General features: G+C 72.7%; 8 protein-coding genes and 1 rRNA gene. 6 read left to right on the forward strand and 3 right to left on the reverse strand.

The window, feature by feature from the left end; genetic code table 11:
• Nucleotides 1-490 precede the first annotated feature (490 nt).
• Together AB5J54_RS21385 and AB5J54_RS21390 are read left to right on the forward strand one after the other, a co-directional pair.
• Nucleotides 491-2,671 carry an asparagine synthase-related protein gene (locus AB5J54_RS21385; RefSeq protein WP_369149417.1) on the forward strand — a complete coding sequence of 727 codons (2,181 nt, stop codon included), beginning with the start codon at nucleotides 491-493 and terminating at the stop codon, nucleotides 2,669-2,671.
• Between the two features lie 130 nt (nucleotides 2,672-2,801).
• Nucleotides 2,802-6,116, forward strand: a complete 3,315-nt coding sequence (locus tag AB5J54_RS21390) for a BTAD domain-containing putative transcriptional regulator (RefSeq protein ID WP_369145506.1) — start codon at nucleotides 2,802-2,804, stop codon at nucleotides 6,114-6,116.
• Here AB5J54_RS21390 and AB5J54_RS21395 read toward each other — a convergent pair.
• Entirely contained in the window at nucleotides 6,103-8,196 is a 2,094-nt protein-coding gene (locus AB5J54_RS21395; RefSeq protein WP_369145507.1) for a sigma-70 family RNA polymerase sigma factor, read from the reverse strand. The two genes, AB5J54_RS21390 and AB5J54_RS21395, sit on opposite strands and share 14 nt — an antisense overlap.
• 195 nt (nucleotides 8,197-8,391) lie before the next feature.
• A complete protein-coding gene (locus AB5J54_RS21400) occupies nucleotides 8,392-9,156 on the reverse strand; it encodes a TetR/AcrR family transcriptional regulator (protein WP_369145508.1) in 765 nt (254 codons plus the stop codon).
• A 356-nt stretch (nucleotides 9,157-9,512) separates the two neighbouring features.
• Between AB5J54_RS21400 and AB5J54_RS21405 the strand changes: the two genes are divergently transcribed.
• Nucleotides 9,513-10,877, forward strand: a complete 1,365-nt coding sequence (locus AB5J54_RS21405) for an NAD(P)/FAD-dependent oxidoreductase (RefSeq protein WP_369145509.1) — start codon at nucleotides 9,513-9,515, stop codon at nucleotides 10,875-10,877.
• A gap of 106 nt (nucleotides 10,878-10,983) precedes the next feature.
• Nucleotides 10,984-12,624, forward strand: coding sequence for a SpoIIE family protein phosphatase (locus AB5J54_RS21410; protein ID WP_369145510.1), 1,641 nt, complete (start codon nucleotides 10,984-10,986; stop codon nucleotides 12,622-12,624).
• 15 nt (nucleotides 12,625-12,639) lie between these two features.
• Here AB5J54_RS21410 and AB5J54_RS21415 read toward each other — a convergent pair whose 3' ends face one another.
• Nucleotides 12,640-13,914 (reverse strand): MFS transporter, encoded by a 1,275-nt coding sequence (locus AB5J54_RS21415; protein ID WP_369145511.1) that lies wholly within the window; start codon nucleotides 13,912-13,914, stop codon nucleotides 12,640-12,642.
• A 154-nt stretch (nucleotides 13,915-14,068) separates the two neighbouring features.
• On the opposite strand from AB5J54_RS21415, the gene AB5J54_RS21420 reads away from it, so the two are divergent.
• On the forward strand, nucleotides 14,069-14,614 hold the full coding sequence (locus AB5J54_RS21420) for a MarR family winged helix-turn-helix transcriptional regulator (RefSeq protein WP_030694509.1): 546 nt from the start codon (nucleotides 14,069-14,071) through the stop codon (nucleotides 14,612-14,614).
• 651 nt (nucleotides 14,615-15,265) lie between these two features.
• Nucleotides 15,266-16,791: ribosomal RNA gene (locus AB5J54_RS21425) — 16S ribosomal RNA — on the forward strand.
• The last annotated feature ends 43 nt before the right edge of the window (nucleotides 16,792-16,834 follow it).

Genomic DNA, 16,834 nt, shown 5'->3' on the forward strand with positions numbered 1-16,834 from the left:
CATCCCCACCGTTAAGGGGCGGTGTTCCGTATGGCGAGATTGTTGTGTGAACGTGCGACGGACCGGGCCGGCGGACCGGCTCGTGCTCCGGCCGTGTGGCCGTGCGCCCGGCCGTGCGCTCTCGTCCGCCCGGTGGGGGAGCGCTTCCATGAGTAGCGCGTGGGTCGGCCCGCTCGGCCGGGAGCGGAGTCCCGGACCAGTGGGCTGGGGGACACCGCCGCCCCATTCCCCGCGGGCGGCGGACGGCGCCGGGAGGCGGGAGCGCCTCCCGGGCTGCCGAAGGCCGTCGTTGCGCCCGGACGCCCGGCGAAACCTCCGACGGGGATCGATATTTGGCCGAATGACGCCGGTATGACACCGGTGTGCCACTGATCGTCAACTGGCCCATGCCAGGGGCGCATTCGGCTTTCGCGCGCGTGCTCCCGGACACCGCCCCGTGCGCCGTTGTCGTGGCAGCATGTCCTCCACCGAAACGGATGTGGAGGCGCCGATGCGATGGCTGGTGGGCTGGAGCAGTGTCGCCGCGAGCTTCGCAACGACCGCGGGGGGCCGGGCCGGGGCGGTGAGCGGCGCGTACGGCTCGTCCTCCCCGTACGACCCCGGATACGCCGCCGGCCCCGACCGCGCGGCCGAAGGGCGCACGGTCCAGCCGGTGGGCGCACAACTCCTGTGGGGCGACCCCGATCCGCTCTGGGCGGTCGGCGACTGGCGCCCCGACGAGGTGCGCGTGGTGGCCGTCGACGACCGGACCCGCCTCGCCGTGCTCGGCTGCTGCGCCGCGAGCGACGAGGAGCTGCGGATCGGACTGCTCACCGCGCGCGGGGGCGCGTTGCGGCATCTGACCGCATGGCCGGGCAGCTACACCGCCGTCGTGCAGACCGGCCGCCGCGTCACCGTCACCGGTGACCTCGCGGGCGCCCGGCCGGTGTTCCACACCCCGTGGGCGGGCGGCACCGCGTACGCCACCGCCGCCCTGCCGCTCGCCGACCTCGTCGAGGCCCAGCTCGACATCGGTCATCTCGCCGCGCTGCTCGCCTGCCCGGAGACCCCGGAGGCACTGCGCGACTCCACCCCGTACGAGGGGGTCCGGCGGGTGCCGCCCGGCCACGCGCTGATCCTGCGGGAGGGCTCGCGCGAGATCACCGGCTACGAACAGGTGGCCTCGCTCGCCGTCGCGGCGGCCGTGGCCGACCCCCGGCAGGCCGTCGAAGGGGTACGGGACGCCCTGGTCGAGGCCGTACGCGCCCGGCTCACCGCGCCCCGGCACGCGCCCGAGGTGCCGCTCCCCGATCCGGGACCGGTCCCCGGCATGGGGCCGGCCGACCGGCGCGCGGCCCGGGGCGCGGGCCCGGCACCCGGTATCGGCGCCGACCTGTCGGGCGGCAGCGCCTCCGGCACGCTCGCCCTGCTCGCGGCGGGCCTCCCGGGGGTGCCGGGCACGATCACCGGGCTCGGCACGGGCGCGGGGGAGCGGCTGATCGCCGTCACCTTCAACGACCTGGCGACGAGGGCCGGTGCGCGGCGCACGGCGGAGCTGGAGCGGGCGCGCACGATCGCCGCCGACCCGCGCCTGCACCACGTGGTCGTCGCCGGGGGCGAGGAGGCGCTTCCGTACGCGGCGCTCGACGGTCCGCTCACCGACGAGCCCGGGCCCGCCCTGGTCACGGCCGAGCGGCACCGCAGACGGCTCGCGGGCGGCAGCGCCGACCACTTCACGGGGATGGGCGCGAAGCAGGTCCTGGACGCGCACCCGGCGCGCCTGGCCGACCTGCTGATGGACCGCAGGCGCCGCTCCCTGGTGCGGCCGGTGACGGCGCTCGCGAAGGCCTCGGGCCCGTCGGCGGGGTCGCTCCTGGTGCCGCTGACGGTCTACCGGGCGGCGCGGAAGCTGGCCCGTACCCCGTACCGGACGGGTCTGGAGGCGGCGGCCCGCCGGGTCCTGGAGGCGAACCGGACGGCCCCGGACGGCTTCGGGCCGTTGGAGGCCTCGCTCTCGGCGCTCACCTGGTCGCGGCCGGGTCCCGCGGCGCGCTGGCTGACGGGGGAGGCCCTCGCTGAAGTATCGGTTCGCCTGAACCGGGCGGCGACGCTCCCGACGTCCGTCCAGCGCCCCGGCGAAGCACGCGCGCGTGCCGCCCTCGCCCGCGCGGCCGCCGACCACCGGGTCCTGGAACAGGCGGCGGAGATCCGCGGCCAGCGCCTCCACGCCCCGTTCCTCGACAACCAGGTCGTACGGGCCTGCCGTGACCTCCCCGAATCGCTGCGGGTCCAGCCGGACGCCCGGGCCGGCGTCCTGCGCACCGTCCTGTCCGGCGCCGGCGTCCACGAGCTCCCCCAGGGCTGGGGCGCCCCCCACCCGGCCGTCCCGGCCGCCGCCTCACGCGCGGGCCTGCGCGCCGCGCTCCCCCAGCTCCTCGCCCTCTTCGACGCGCCGCTCCTCGCGGACGCGGGCCTGATCGAGGCCCGCGTGGTCCGCAGGGCCCTCCAAGCCGCGGCCGACGGCGCCCCCGTCCCCCTCGACGGCCTCGCCGACCTCGTCTCCACCGAACTCTGGCTCCACCGCCTCCTCGCCCGCCGAGGTTCCTGCTGGACCAACACGACGGAACCCCGCTCGCACCGCGCGGTCCAGGGCCCCCTGATCCCCGCGTCGAGGAGATCGCTGCCGGCCTGAGCCCCGCCAGGACGCACGGGGCGGCTCCGTCCACAGGCTGGGGACACGGGTCCCGCCGCGCCCCGGCACTCGGGGACTCACCCGGGTAAACCCCGAGGCGCGGGCGTGGGCCACCCGACACAATGGGTCGGTGCGGTATCTCATCCTCGGCACCACCGAGGCCCTTCGGCCCGACGGCACCCCGCTTCCCCTCGGCGGCGCCCGGCTGCGCGCGCTGCTCGCCGCCCTCGCGCTGCGCGGCGGACGCGCCGTCTCCGTCGGTGAGCTCGCCGACGACGTGTACGGGGACGACCCGCCGCAGGACGCCCCCGCCGCCCTCCAGGCCCTGATCGGCCGGCTCCGCCGCATCCTCGGCCGGGAGGCCGTCGACTCCACCCCCGGCCCCGGCTACCGGCTCGCCGCCGGTCCCGACGACATCGACCTGTACGTCTTCCAGCGCCGGGCCAGGGAAGGAGCCGCCCGCCTCGACGCCGGCGACCCCGACACCGCCGCCGCCCTCCTCCGCGAGGCCCTCGGCCTCTTCCGCGGCCCCGCCCTCGCCGACCTGCCCGACCCGGCCGGCGTCCGCCCCGAGGCCCAGCGGCTCGCGGCGCTCCGGCAGCGCGTCGAGGCCGATCTGCGCCGGGGCGCCACCGACGGACTCGTACCGGAGCTGACCGAGCTCGCCACCACGTACCCGTACGACGAGGCCTTCCGCGCCCAGCTCATCCGCGCCCTGCGCGCCGAGGGCCGGCACGCCGACGCCCTCACCGCGTACGAGTCGGCCCGCCGCACCCTCGCCGACGCCCTCGGCGCCGACCCGGGTCCCGAACTCACCGCCCTCCACCAGGAACTCCTCACCGGCGCGCCCCCGAACCCGCCCCGGCCCGCGCGCCCGCCGGGGACGGACCCCGCCCCGAGCCGTACGGACCCACCCGCCGAGCCGGCCGTACCCGAGCCCGCGCACGAGCGACCGGCCCCCGAAGCCGGCAACATCCGCCCCCGCCTCACCTCCTTCGTCGGCCGGGAGCCCGAGCTCGCCGCGCTCCACGCCGACCTGAACCGCTCCCGGCTCGTCACGCTCACCGGCCCCGGCGGTTCGGGCAAGACGCGGCTCGCCGAGGAGGCCGCGCTCCGGGCCGTCGGCCCCGCCGCCTGGATCGCCGAGCTCGCCCCGCTCGACGACCCCGACGCCCTCCCCGGCGCCGTCCTCTCCGCGCTCCGCCTCCGCGAGATCAACCTGATCACCCGCGACGGGGTCCCGCTCCAGGACGACCCCACCGCCCACCTCGTCGAGCACCTGGCCCGCCGCCCGCTCCTCCTGGTCCTCGACAACTGCGAGCACGTGATCGACGCGGCCGCCGCCCTCGCCGAGACCCTGCTCACCCACTGCCCGCAGCTCCGCATCCTCGCCACCAGCCGTGAACCCCTCGGCGTCCCCGGCGAGTCGGTCCGCCCCGTCGAGCCCCTTCCGCCCGACCCCGCCCACCGCCTCTTCGCCGAGCGGGCCCGCACCGTGCGCCCCTCCTTCGACCTCGCCCGGGACGGCGGCGAGGCCGTCGACGAGATCTGCCGCCGCCTCGACGGCCTGCCGCTCGCCATCGAACTGGCCGCCGCCCGGCTGCGCCTCCTCACCCCGCGCCAGATAGCCGACCGCCTCGACGACCGCTTCCTCCTCCTCACCTCCGGCTCGCGGACCGTCCTGCCCCGCCAGCAGACCCTCCGCGCCGTCGTCGACTGGTCCTGGGACCTGCTCGACCCGGCCGAGCGCGCCCTGCTCCGCCAGGTGTCCGTGTTCGCCGGCGGCTGGGACCTCGCCGCCGCCGAGGCCCTCTCGCCGTACGCCGCCGACGCCCTCGGCGCCCTGGTCGACAAGTCCCTCGTCGTCGCCACCCCCACCGAGGGCGGCGAGATGCGCTACCGGCTCCTGGAGACCATCCACGAGTACGCGACCGAGCGCGCCGCCGAGGACCCGGAGCTGCTCGCCGCCGCCGAGGCCGCCCACACCGCCCACTTCACGGCCCTCGCCGAGGCCGCCGAGCCCCGGCTCCGCTCGGGGGAGCAGCTGCCGTGGATCGACCGGCTGGAGCGCGACCTCGACAACATCAGGGCCGCCCTCCACCGCACCCTCGTCACGAGCGCGGACGAAGCCGCCGCGCTCCGGCTCGTCTTCGCCGTGGGCTGGTTCTGGTGGCTGCGCAACTACCGCCCCGAGGGCCTGGCCTGGGTGGAGCGGGCGCTCGCCCTGGGGGCGGACCCGGAGGACCCCGCCGACCCCCGCTACTGGCCCCGCATGCACCTGCGCATGCTGCACTTCTTCCTCGCCGTCGAGAGCAGCACGTTGGGGGACTTCAAGCAGCCGGAGACCCTCGCGCTCGTCAGGCGCGTCCGCGAGGCGTTCGGCACGGACCCCGGCCCCGAGGCGGCCCGCTTCCCCGGCCTGCTCTGGCCCTTCACCGCGTACCTCACCGAGGAGCCGGTCACGGTCCGCGCCCTCCTCGACGCCGCCGTCGACAACTGCCGCCGCCACGGCGGTGACTGGGAGCTCGGCGTCAGCCTCATGTTCCGTACGCACATGGTCGTCGACATGCCCGGCGGCATGCCCGGTGTCGACGAGGCCCTGGCCGAACTCCGCGAGATCGCCCGGCGCGTCGGCGACCGCTGGATGGGGGCCCAGATCGAGAGCGCGGCGGGCGAGGCCCACACGATGCGGGGCCGGCACACGGAGGCGGGCGAGGCCTACGAGGAGGCGCTCCGTCTCGCCCGTGAGGTCGGCGCCCACGCGGAGGCCCCCTTCCTCCTCGCCCGGCTGGCCGAACTGTCGTACCGCACGGGCGATCTGGAGGGCGCCGAACGGACCCTCGACGAGGCCGCCCGGGAGGCCGATCGCCACCACGTACGGGACTCCCAGACGTACGTCTGCTTCCTCCGCGCCGCCCTCGCCCTCCACCGCCGCGACATCAGGGAGGCCCGCGTCCAGCTGGAGGAGGCGGGCCGGACCATCAGCCTCGGCACCCCGCCCCCGCACTTCGAGGCGGCGGTGACCGGCCTCGCCGCCCGCGTCGAGGCGTACGAGGGGAAGGGCGCGGCCGCCGTCGCCACCGCCATCACCGCGCTCCGCACCGCACGGGACGCGCAGTGCGCGGACTTCGTCACCACCGGCCTGGGCGAGGTGCTCGCCATCGCCCTGGCCGAGGCGGGCGAGGTCGATCTCGCCGTACGGGTCATGGCCGCCGTCGACCACTGGCGTCGGGACATGCCCCGCTCGGTCCCCGAGCTTCGGGACAGCGAGGCCGTGGCGGCCCGGGCGCTCGCCGAACTGGACGCGTCCGCCCTGGCGGCCGCCCGCGCGGCCGGCGCGGGCCTGGCTCTCGACGAGGTCCTCGGCCTCGTCGACGCCTTCGCGCCGGCCCTGCCGGACGGCGAAGGCGCCGAAGCACCTGAGCGGGCCGTCAGGAGCAGCTGATCCGGGACTCCGCCCAGTCCGCGACGGCGGCCCGGCCGAACGGCGTGTGCTCCTCCACCACGAGCCGGATCGTGGAGCGGCCCGAGATGTCGACGTGCACCGGGACCGGCGGGTCGTCCGCGCGGACGACGTCGGAGCGCCAGAGCCGCTCCCCGTCCGCGTAGACGGAGAAGCGGACACCGCCGACGCCGAGCTGGGCGCTCAGGTCGTCGACGCCGATGACCGCGTCGTAACGGGTGCACTGCCGGTTGAGGTCGATGAGCAGCGAGGACGGCGCGTGGACGCTGACCCCGTGCGCGTACGGGGTGCCGCCGATGGACAGGCTGTTGCGCTGCCACATCCAGCTGCTGTCCGAGAGGGACACCTCGGGCTTGGTGCCGTCGCCGAAGATCCCGTACTGCAGCTCGTTGACCTGGTAGACGGACGGCGGCGCGGGCGGCGGGGTCGTCGGCTTCGGCTTGGGCTTCGCCGGGGCCTGCGTCGGCTTCGGGGTGGGCTTGGGCGTCGGCTTCGGGCTGGGCTTCGGCGGCGGCGTGGGCTTCGGCGTCGGCTTGGGGCTGGGCTTCGGGGGCGGCGGCGGGGGCGGCGGCTCCGACGTGACGGCCGGGGCGGGCGGCGCGGGCTTCGGGGAGGGCTTCGCCGGAGGCGCGGGCTCCGGCGCGACCGGGGTGACGACCGGCTGCGTGGGCCTCGGCGCGGCCACGGGCTGCGGGTCCCCGGCCATCGCCCAGACGAGGCCGGCGGCCGCGGCGACCGCTATGGCCGCCGCGAGCCCGGCCTTCGCGGGCGCGCCGAGCCCCTCGGCGGCGGCACCGCCCGAGGCGGCGGCGCCCCCGGACGAGCCCGAGGCGGCGGGCGCCGCGCCCGCGCCGGCCGCGGCGGCGGTGCCACCGGCGACGACGCCGGCGGCCTTGAGCGAGTACCCGGCGGCGAACCAGCCGATGACGGCGACGGGCAGGAGCGCGGGGATCCCGGCGTTCACATGGGCCAGTTCACCGGCGGCGAGCCGGCACTTCGCGCATTCGTCCAGGTGCTTGCGCAGGCCGCGCTCGGCCCGCATCCGCAGCCCGCCGCGCGCGTAGGCGCCGAGCCGGTCCGCGTAGCGGGCGCAGTCGCCGCCCGCGGTGAGGGACTGGCTGACGTGCGCCTGGAGGTAGGCCTGCTTGAGGCCCTCGCGGGCCCGGCTGGCGAGCACGGCCGTGGCGTTGGCGGTCAGTCCGAAGAGCGGGGCGACCTCGCTCGGGGACTCCTCCTCGACGGTGGTGTGCCACAGCACGGCCTGCCAGCGCTCGGGCAGCGAGCGGAAGGCCTGCATGGCGAGGGACTGCTCGGCCTCGTGCATGGCGCGGACGTCCGCGCCGAGGTCCATCGTGTCGTGGTCGGAGACCTCGGAGGAGCGGGCGGCGTCCGCGGCGAAGACCGCGAAGTCCTCGACGAGGTGTTCCCGCTTCTGGGTCCTGGCCCAGTTCGCGGCGACCCGCCGGACGGTGGTCATGAGGTAGGCGCGCACGGCCTGTTCGGGCCCGGCCCCGCCGCGGACCGCCTGGAGGGTGCGGGCGAAGACCTCGGCGGTGAGGTCGTCGGCGGTGTGCGCGTCCCGGCAGCAGGTCCTGGCGTACCGGCGGACGGCATCGGAGTGGCGGCGGAACAGCTCCTCGTACGCGGAGTCGTCGCCGTCCCGCATGAGCTGGACGAGCTCGGCGTCGGAGGGCGGCAGTTCGATCGGCGGCGGGAGTACGGTGTCGGGCTCGGGCTCGGGCTCGGGTTCGGTCTCGGCCTCGGTCGCGTAGAGGTCGGCGCCGATGTCGAGGTCCTCGGCGGCGCCAGGCCCTGCGGCTCCCGGCCCTGCGGCTCCCGGTCCTGCGGGCGCCCCCCTGCCGGCTCCGGCCCGGGCACCCGGCCCGCCGGCCTTGCCCTCACGCTGCGGCGGCACACTCGCGTCGAGCGGCTCGCTCTGTACGGACGACGCGCCGGAAAGACCTCCCGGACCGCCCTGGCTCGGAACCTGCCGGGAGGGAAGGCCCCCGGTCTCCGCGCCGCCGCCGCTGCCCAGCGGATCGTCCCGACCGTCACCGCTCATCGCGGAAGCCCCCGTACGCACGCTTCAGACCCGAATATCGGCCAAGCCTGCCACAGAGCGCGGGCACGCCGAAGCGCCGCGTCCACTTACCACTCGTCCGGGGCGACTTCGTGTATCCGGGCGTAACCGCTCACACGTTCGTGTCCTGCTCGTTGGTCCGCCCGGACCACGGAAAGTTCCGTCCGCACAAGGTCCTTACCGGGAGCGCAGCCCCTCGAGAAGGATGTCGAGAAGCCGGGCCGAGGCCGCCGCCTGCTGCACCGCGTCCGGCAGAGCCGGGGCGGCGGTCGCGATGACGAGGAGGACGTCCGCCACGGTCACGTCCGTCCGCAGCTCACCCGCCTCACGCGCCCGGTCGACCAGCCGGCCGACGACCTCCAGGAGCTCCGAGGCCCCCGCGTCGTCCCGCTCCTCGGCCGGCACACCGCGCGGCGCGACCACGCGCGCGTCGCCCGGCTCGGCGACACCCCGCTGGTACGGCACCCGCGTCGCCTCGTCCGCGTCGAGCGGCGCACCGGACTCGTCCACGCCCACCCGCAGCACCTGCGGCGGCAGGAGACGGCCCGCACCCGAGGCCACCGAGGTCCGCAGGAACCGGGAGAGCGCCGACCACGGCTCCTCCTCCTGGCCCAGCGCGGCCCGCGCCTGCTCGGTCAGCCGGGCGGTCTCCTCCTCGGCTATCCGCCGGACCAGCACGTCCTTGCTGGGGAAGCGGCGGTAGACGGTGCCGACCCCGACGCGGGCGCGGCGCGCCACGTCCTCCATCGGAGCCCCGTAGCCGAGCTCGCCGAACACCTCGCGCGCCGCACGCAGCACGTGCTCCAGATTGCGCTGGGCGTCCACCCGCAGCGGCGCGGACCTGCCGCCCACCACCGGCATGCCGCCGCGCGCCTCCGAGACGTGCCCGTCGACGGTCGCCGTCGCGACGCCCGACTGCCAGCCTGAATCCTGAATCTGCATAAGCGTTCCCCCGCTCATGATGTCTCCCCCCGGAGACTCCCCGCCCTGATACGGGGCGACCGGCGGACGAGCGCTTTCGGTCCACGCGCGTGCCCGTCCGACACCCCGACGAAGTACGAACATAGTTGAGTCGGGGTCAATTCAGAAGGGGGAGTTCCGTACGGTGCGCCCCCCGATCGGAGCAAGGACCGGAAGACTCCCGATTCCGACCCCTCTCCGAACCCGTCCCACCCGGTGTGACCTGCACGGATCCCTTCGCACCCCGCTTGTGCGCCACCCCGCGCCTCCGTACCCCTCCGGTCACACAATTTGCCGAGCCTGTGGACAAACCACGGACGGCGGTGCGTCATGGGACAGTGACCGAACCTGCGCGCATTCTCGTGGTCGGCGGTGGCTACGTCGGCATGTACACCGCGCTGCGCCTTCAGCGGCAGCTCGGGGCGGAGCTCAGAGCCGGCACCGCCGAGATCGTGGTGGTCACCCCCGAGCCGTACATGACGTACCAGCCGTTCCTGCCGGAGGCCGCGGCCGGCTCCATCTCCCCGCGGCACGTCGTCGTGCCGCTCCGCCGCGTCCTCGACCGCTGCCGCATCGTCATCGGAGAGGTCCAGTCCGTCGACCACGCCAAGCGCACCGCGACCCTCTGCACCCTCGCCACCGAGGAGGAGGGCACCGGCGCCGTCGACATGACGTACCACGAGCTGGTCATCGCGCCCGGCTCCGTCTCCCGCACCCTCCCGGTCCCCGGCCTGCTCGACCACGGCATCGGCTTCAAGACCGTCGAGGAGGCCATCGGCCTGCGCAACCACGTCATCGAGCAGATGGACATCGCCTCCTCCACCCGCGACCCCGCGCTCCGCGACGCCGCCCTCACCTTCGTCTTCGTCGGCGGCGGCTACGCGGGCGTGGAGGCCCTCGCCGAACTGGAGGACATGGCCCGCTACACCGCGCGGTACTACCACAACCTCAAGCCCGAGGACCTGCGCTGGGTCCTCGTCGAGGCCTCGAACCGGATCCTCCCCGAGGTGGGCGAGGACATGGGCCGGTACGCCATCCGCGAGCTGCGCGGCCGGAACATCGACGTGCGCCTGGAGACCCGCCTCGAGTCCTGCGAGGACCGGGTCGCCGTCCTCAGCGACGGCACCCGCCTGCCCACCCGCACCGTCGTCTGGACCGCCGGCGTGAAGCCCGCCCCCGTCCTCGCCGCCACCGACCTGCCGCTGAACGAACGCGGAAGGCTCCGCTGCACCGCCCAGCTCGCCGTCGAGGGCGTCCCGCACGCGTGGGCGGCCGGCGACGCCGCCGCCGTCCCCGACGTCACGGCGGACGAACCCGGCAAGGAGTGCGCGCCCAACGCCCAGCACGCCGTCCGCCAGGCCAAGGTGCTCGCCGAGAACATCGCGGCCTCCCTGCGCGGGCAGCCGCTCAAGGAGTACGCGCACGCGTACGTGGGATCCGTCGCCTCACTCGGCCTCCACAAGGGAGTCGCCCACGTCTACGGACGCAAGCTCAAGGGATATCCGGCCTGGTTCATGCACCGCGCCTACCACCTCAGCCGCGTCCCGACCTTCAACCGCAAGGCGCGCGTCCTCGCCGAATGGACCCTGTCCGGCCTGTTCAAACGGGAGATCGTCTCCCTCGGCTCCCTGGAACACCCCAGGGCCGAATTCGAACTCGCCGCCTCACCACCCCCCGGCGACGACGACAAGCCGCAGTCCTGACATCACTGTCAGTGCACTCGTCCACACTGGACGTGTGACCATAGGTGGGCTCACACCTGCACAGCGTGACTCTGCACGGCACCGACACCACGAGGCATACAGATCCGTGAACTTCACCCGTTGGAGCGCCCGGCTCCCCGGCACGCAGCGCCGCGCGGCGCGGGGGACCGAAGGCTCCGTGCCCGCCGCCCGCGGTGAGTACGGTCCGCAGCTGGAGCACCCTGACCACGAGGCCGGCGAGGCCTCCGACGTCCCCGCCCTGGAGGACTTCGCCGTACGCGAGCTGCTCGGCCGCCTCCCCGGCCTCGTCGCGCTCGTGTACGGCCCGGAGCACCGGATCGCGTACGTGAACGACGCGTACGCCGCCGCCTTCGGCCCGCGCCGCGCCGGCGCCACCGTCGCCGACACCTGCCCGGAGGCCGAGGAGCTCGGCCTGCTGCCCCTCATGGACCAGGTGCTGCGCAGCGGAAAGCCCCGCACGGTGAAGTCCCGCCGCACCAAGGACGGCGGCTCGTACACGGTCACGTGCCTGCCCGTCGACAGCCCGCGCCTCGACGGAGGCGGGGTCCTCGTCCACGCCGCCGACGTCACCGACCACGCCGAGGCCGCCGAGCGGCTCCGCGCCAGCGAGCGCCGGCACCGCGAGACGGCCGTCACCCTCCAGCGCTCCCTGCTCCCGCAGGAACTGGAGCAGCCCGACGACCTGCGGATCGCCGCCACCTACCAGCCCGGCGTCGCGGACGCGGCCGTCGGCGGCGACTGGTACGACGTGATCACCCTCGGGGCCGGCCGCACGGCGCTCGTCATCGGCGACGTGATGGGCCGGGGCGTGCGCGCCGCCGCCGTCATGGGCCAGCTCCGCACCGCCGTCCGGGCCTACGCGCGCCTGGACCTGCCCCCGCACGAGGTCCTCCAGCTCCTCGACGGCCTCGCCGCCGAGATCGACGCCAGCCAGATCGCCACCTGTGTGTACGCGATCCACGACCCCAGCGAGGGCAAGCTGGTGTACGCCTCCGCCGGCCACCTCCCGATCCTCGTACGGGACGAGGACGGCACCGTCCGCCGCGCCGAGGACCCGACGGGCCCGCCGCTCGGCACCGGCGGCTGGCTGCACGCCTCGGGCTCCATCGCCCTGCCGCCCGGCTCCACCGCCGTCCTCTACACCGACGGCCTGGTCGAGCGCCGCCGCGAGGACATCGACGAGGGCGTCGCCGCCCTGGCCCGCGCCCTGGCCGGCGCCAGCGGCACCCCACAGGTGGTCTGCGACCGGCTCCTGCGCGCCCTCGGGGTCACCGCCGAGCACGACGACGACGTCGCCGTCCTGGTCGTCCAGCACCCCTCCCGCAAGGGCGCGGACGCCGAGCTCTTCCACAACGCCGCCCTGGAACTGCTCGGAGGAGTGGAGGCCGCCCCCCGCGCGCGTGCCTTCGCCTCGGGTGTCCTGTCCTCCTGGCGCTTCCCCGTCGAGCTGCGCGACCTGGGCGTCCTCGCCACCAGCGAGCTCGTGGCGAACTCCCTCCAGCACGGCACCCCGCCCATGCGCCTGCGGCTGCGCCGTACCGACCGCCGCCTGATCATCGAGGTCACGGACGGGGACGACCACCTGCCGCGCCGCCGCAGGGCGGAAACGGAGGACGAAGCGGGTCGCGGAATCTCGATCATCGCGACGATCGCCTCGTCCTGGGGAAGCCGCCGCACGCCGGGCGGCGGCAAAGCGGTCTGGTGCGAGTTCGCCCTGCCGGACTGACCCGGCGGGGAGGAGCTAGGCGGCAGCGGTCTCGCTCTCGCGCACCGGCTCGTGCCGGACGATCACCTTCGAGGGCTTGAGGGCCAATGAAGGCTGGTCCTGCTCGGGCGTCAGCCGCTTGCCGAGCCGGAGCGCCAGGAACGTGATGCCGAGCGAGAAGAGCACGAAGGTCACGATGTACGGACCGTGCAGCGCGGCCCCCATGGGCCCGCCCACGGCCGGACCGACGGCCAGCGCCAGCTGCTTCACCAGGGCGAAGGCCGAGTTGTACTGCCCGACCATCGACTCCGGCGCCAGATCGGCCACCAGCGGGGCAACGGTCGGCGACAGCATCGCCTCACCGAGCCCGAAGAGGGCGTACGTCGAGACGAAGGCCGCCGTCGCCATGGCCTGGCTGCCGTGCCCGAGGCCCGCGTACCCGGCGATGAGCCAGGCGACGGTCCAGATCAGACCCACGGCCGCGATCACCCGGGTCCGCTTCCGGCGCTCGACGAACCGCAGCACCAGGAACTGGGCGACCACGATGACCGCCGTGTTCGCGGCAAGGGCCATCCCGAGAGCCGACGGCTGGATGCCTGCGGCCTCCGTGCCGTACGCCGCGAGACCCGACTCGAACTGCCCGTAGCAGGCGAAGAACAGCACGAAGCCGAGGACGCACAGCTGCACCATCGCCTTGTGCCCGAGCAGCGCGCGGACACCGCCGCCCTTCCCGCCCTCGGACGGACGGGCGCCCTGGAGCGCGGGCGAGCCCGGCATCCGGACGGTCCCGACGATCGCGGCGAGCACCAGGAACATCGCCGCCTCGATCGAGAACAGCAGGATGAAGCTGCCCGGCCGGCTCGTGTCCACGAGCAGACCGCCGATCAGACCACCGATGCCGAGGCCCAGGTTCTGCAGGAAGAACTGCATCGCGAACGCCCGCGTACGACCGGAGGGCGACGAGCACCAGACGATCATCGTGGCGAGGGCGGGCTGCAGCACGGCCGTACCGGCACCGAGCAGCGCCGCGGCCCCCACGGCCGCCGGCACGCTGGAGGCGAAGCCCATCCCCACCGCGCCCACGGCGGCGACGACCGAGGCCACCAGCAGCACGGGCACCGGCCCGCGCCGGTCGATGGCCCGCCCGCTGAAGGGCAGCACCACCAGTGCGGCCATGGCGAAGACGGCCAGCACGATGCCCGCCGTCGCAGCGCCCAGATCCCGCACCTGCGCCACGTACACATAGAGGTACGGAACGGTGAAGCCGAGTCCGAACGCGCTCAGCGCGCTGCCTGCCTGGATGCGGCGCATCGCTGCGCCCCTCGCCTTGGTCACACTCACCCACTTCGGTCGCGGGTTCAGAGCTGTACGCCTGAACCCTGAAGACTTAACTACTAAAGTTAACTCCTTAACAGTACACACCGAAGGACTTCAACGCCAACGAGACCCGTGGGATACTCGCCGCATGTCAGACACCGCTCCCCAGGAGCCGAGCCTCGACGAGCAGATCGCCGCCTATCAGCGCGAGTACCGCGACCTCGACCCGCAGGTGGAGAAGGTCGTCTCCGCGCTCGGCCGGCTGAACCGCCGGATGAACGTGGCGTACGGCCGCCAGCTCGCCGACCTCGGCATCAGCAACGCCGAGTGGGAGGTCCTCAAGACCCTGGTCCTCTCCGGGGAGCCCTACCGCCTGGGCCCCGGCGAGCTCGCCAAGCGTCTGGGCCTCACCCCGGCCGCCATGACCCACCGCATCGACCGCATGGCCGGCGAGGGCCTGGTCACCCGCGACCGCGACGAGAACAACCGCGTCCGCGTGATCGTCGAGCTCACCGACGAGGGCCGCTCGAAGTGGCTGGAGGCCATGCGCATGGCCACCGACTTCGAGGAGGACCTCCTCCAGGACCTCACGACGGAGGAGAAGGGCGTCCTCGGCGACGTCCTCATCCGCCTCCTCCGCCGCGTGGAGCTCACCCAGCCCGACGCCGGCGGCCGTCTGACGGACCTCGACTGAGGGACCTCTTCCGAGGTCACCGGGTGGCACGCCGGACGGGGGTTGACACGCCCCTGCTCGATGCGTAGTGTTCTCCGAGTTGTCACGGAGCCGGAACGGTTCTTCGACAACCACTCCCGCCGCGGATGCGGCACCTCTACTCAGCACGAACTCCCCACCGGGACGAATTTCGGCATGCCGAAATTCATTTCGAATGGCTCGATTATGAGTCGCCGGGGAAATCCGCTAGAGTTTGAGACGTCGGAACGGCCCAACAGCCGGAAAGACAAACCCCCCTGACTGGGAATCAGACACCGCGAGGATCTGATAGAGTCGGAAACGCCGGAAGGGCCCGGAGCGAAAGCGAACGGGACCGGAAAGCACCGAGGAAATCGGATCGGAAAGATCTGATAGAGTCGGAAACGAAGGAAGCGCCCGGAGGGCCTGGAAACAGGAACGAAGGAAGCGTCCGCACCTTGAGAACTCAACAGCGTGCCAAAAATCAACGCCAGATTAGTTGATACCCCGTCCATCTTCGGATGGTCGAGGTTCCTTTGAAAAAGTCCACCCCTCGGGGTGGCACACTACAGCGAGGACGCTGTGGACGGTCGGCCATATTCCGGCATGACCGTCCCGCTCAACGCGAGTGTCTGACCCGATTACGGGTAAACATTCACGGAGAGTTTGATCCTGGCTCAGGACGAACGCTGGCGGCGTGCTTAACACATGCAAGTCGAACGATGAAGCCCTTCGGGGTGGATTAGTGGCGAACGGGTGAGTAACACGTGGGCAATCTGCCCTTCACTCTGGGACAAGCCCTGGAAACGGGGTCTAATACCGGATACGACTGCGGGAGGCATCTCCTGCGGTGGAAAGCTCCGGCGGTGAAGGATGAGCCCGCGGCCTATCAGCTTGTTGGTGGGGTAATGGCCTACCAAGGCGACGACGGGTAGCCGGCCTGAGAGGGCGACCGGCCACACTGGGACTGAGACACGGCCCAGACTCCTACGGGAGGCAGCAGTGGGGAATATTGCACAATGGGCGAAAGCCTGATGCAGCGACGCCGCGTGAGGGATGACGGCCTTCGGGTTGTAAACCTCTTTCAGCAGGGAAGAAGCGAAAGTGACGGTACCTGCAGAAGAAGCGCCGGCTAACTACGTGCCAGCAGCCGCGGTAATACGTAGGGCGCAAGCGTTGTCCGGAATTATTGGGCGTAAAGAGCTCGTAGGCGGCTTGTCACGTCGGGTGTGAAAGCCCGGGGCTTAACCCCGGGTCTGCATCCGATACGGGCAGGCTAGAGTGTGGTAGGGGAGATCGGAATTCCTGGTGTAGCGGTGAAATGCGCAGATATCAGGAGGAACACCGGTGGCGAAGGCGGATCTCTGGGCCATTACTGACGCTGAGGAGCGAAAGCGTGGGGAGCGAACAGGATTAGATACCCTGGTAGTCCACGCCGTAAACGTTGGGAACTAGGTGTTGGCGACATTCCACGTCGTCGGTGCCGCAGCTAACGCATTAAGTTCCCCGCCTGGGGAGTACGGCCGCAAGGCTAAAACTCAAAGGAATTGACGGGGGCCCGCACAAGCAGCGGAGCATGTGGCTTAATTCGACGCAACGCGAAGAACCTTACCAAGGCTTGACATATACCGGAAAGCATTAGAGATAGTGCCCCCCTTGTGGTCGGTATACAGGTGGTGCATGGCTGTCGTCAGCTCGTGTCGTGAGATGTTGGGTTAAGTCCCGCAACGAGCGCAACCCTTGTCCTGTGTTGCCAGCATGCCCTTCGGGGTGATGGGGACTCACAGGAGACCGCCGGGGTCAACTCGGAGGAAGGTGGGGACGACGTCAAGTCATCATGCCCCTTATGTCTTGGGCTGCACACGTGCTACAATGGCCGGTACAAAGAGCTGCGATGCCGTGAGGCGGAGCGAATCTCAAAAAGCCGGTCTCAGTTCGGATTGGGGTCTGCAACTCGACCCCATGAAGTCGGAGTTGCTAGTAATCGCAGATCAGCATTGCTGCGGTGAATACGTTCCCGGGCCTTGTACACACCGCCCGTCACGTCACGAAAGTCGGTAACACCCGAAGCCGGTGGCCCAACCCCTTGTGGGAGGGAGCTGTCGAAGGTGGGACTGGCGATTGGGACGAAGTCGTAACAAGGTAGCCGTACCGGAAGGTGCGGCTGGATCACCTCCTTTCTAAGGAGCACAGTACCGATTGCAGGCAAACGTTCTGCACGGT

This window comes from Streptomyces sp. R44 (genome assembly GCF_041053105.1).
Lineage (GTDB): Bacteria > Actinomycetota > Actinomycetes > Streptomycetales > Streptomycetaceae > Streptomyces.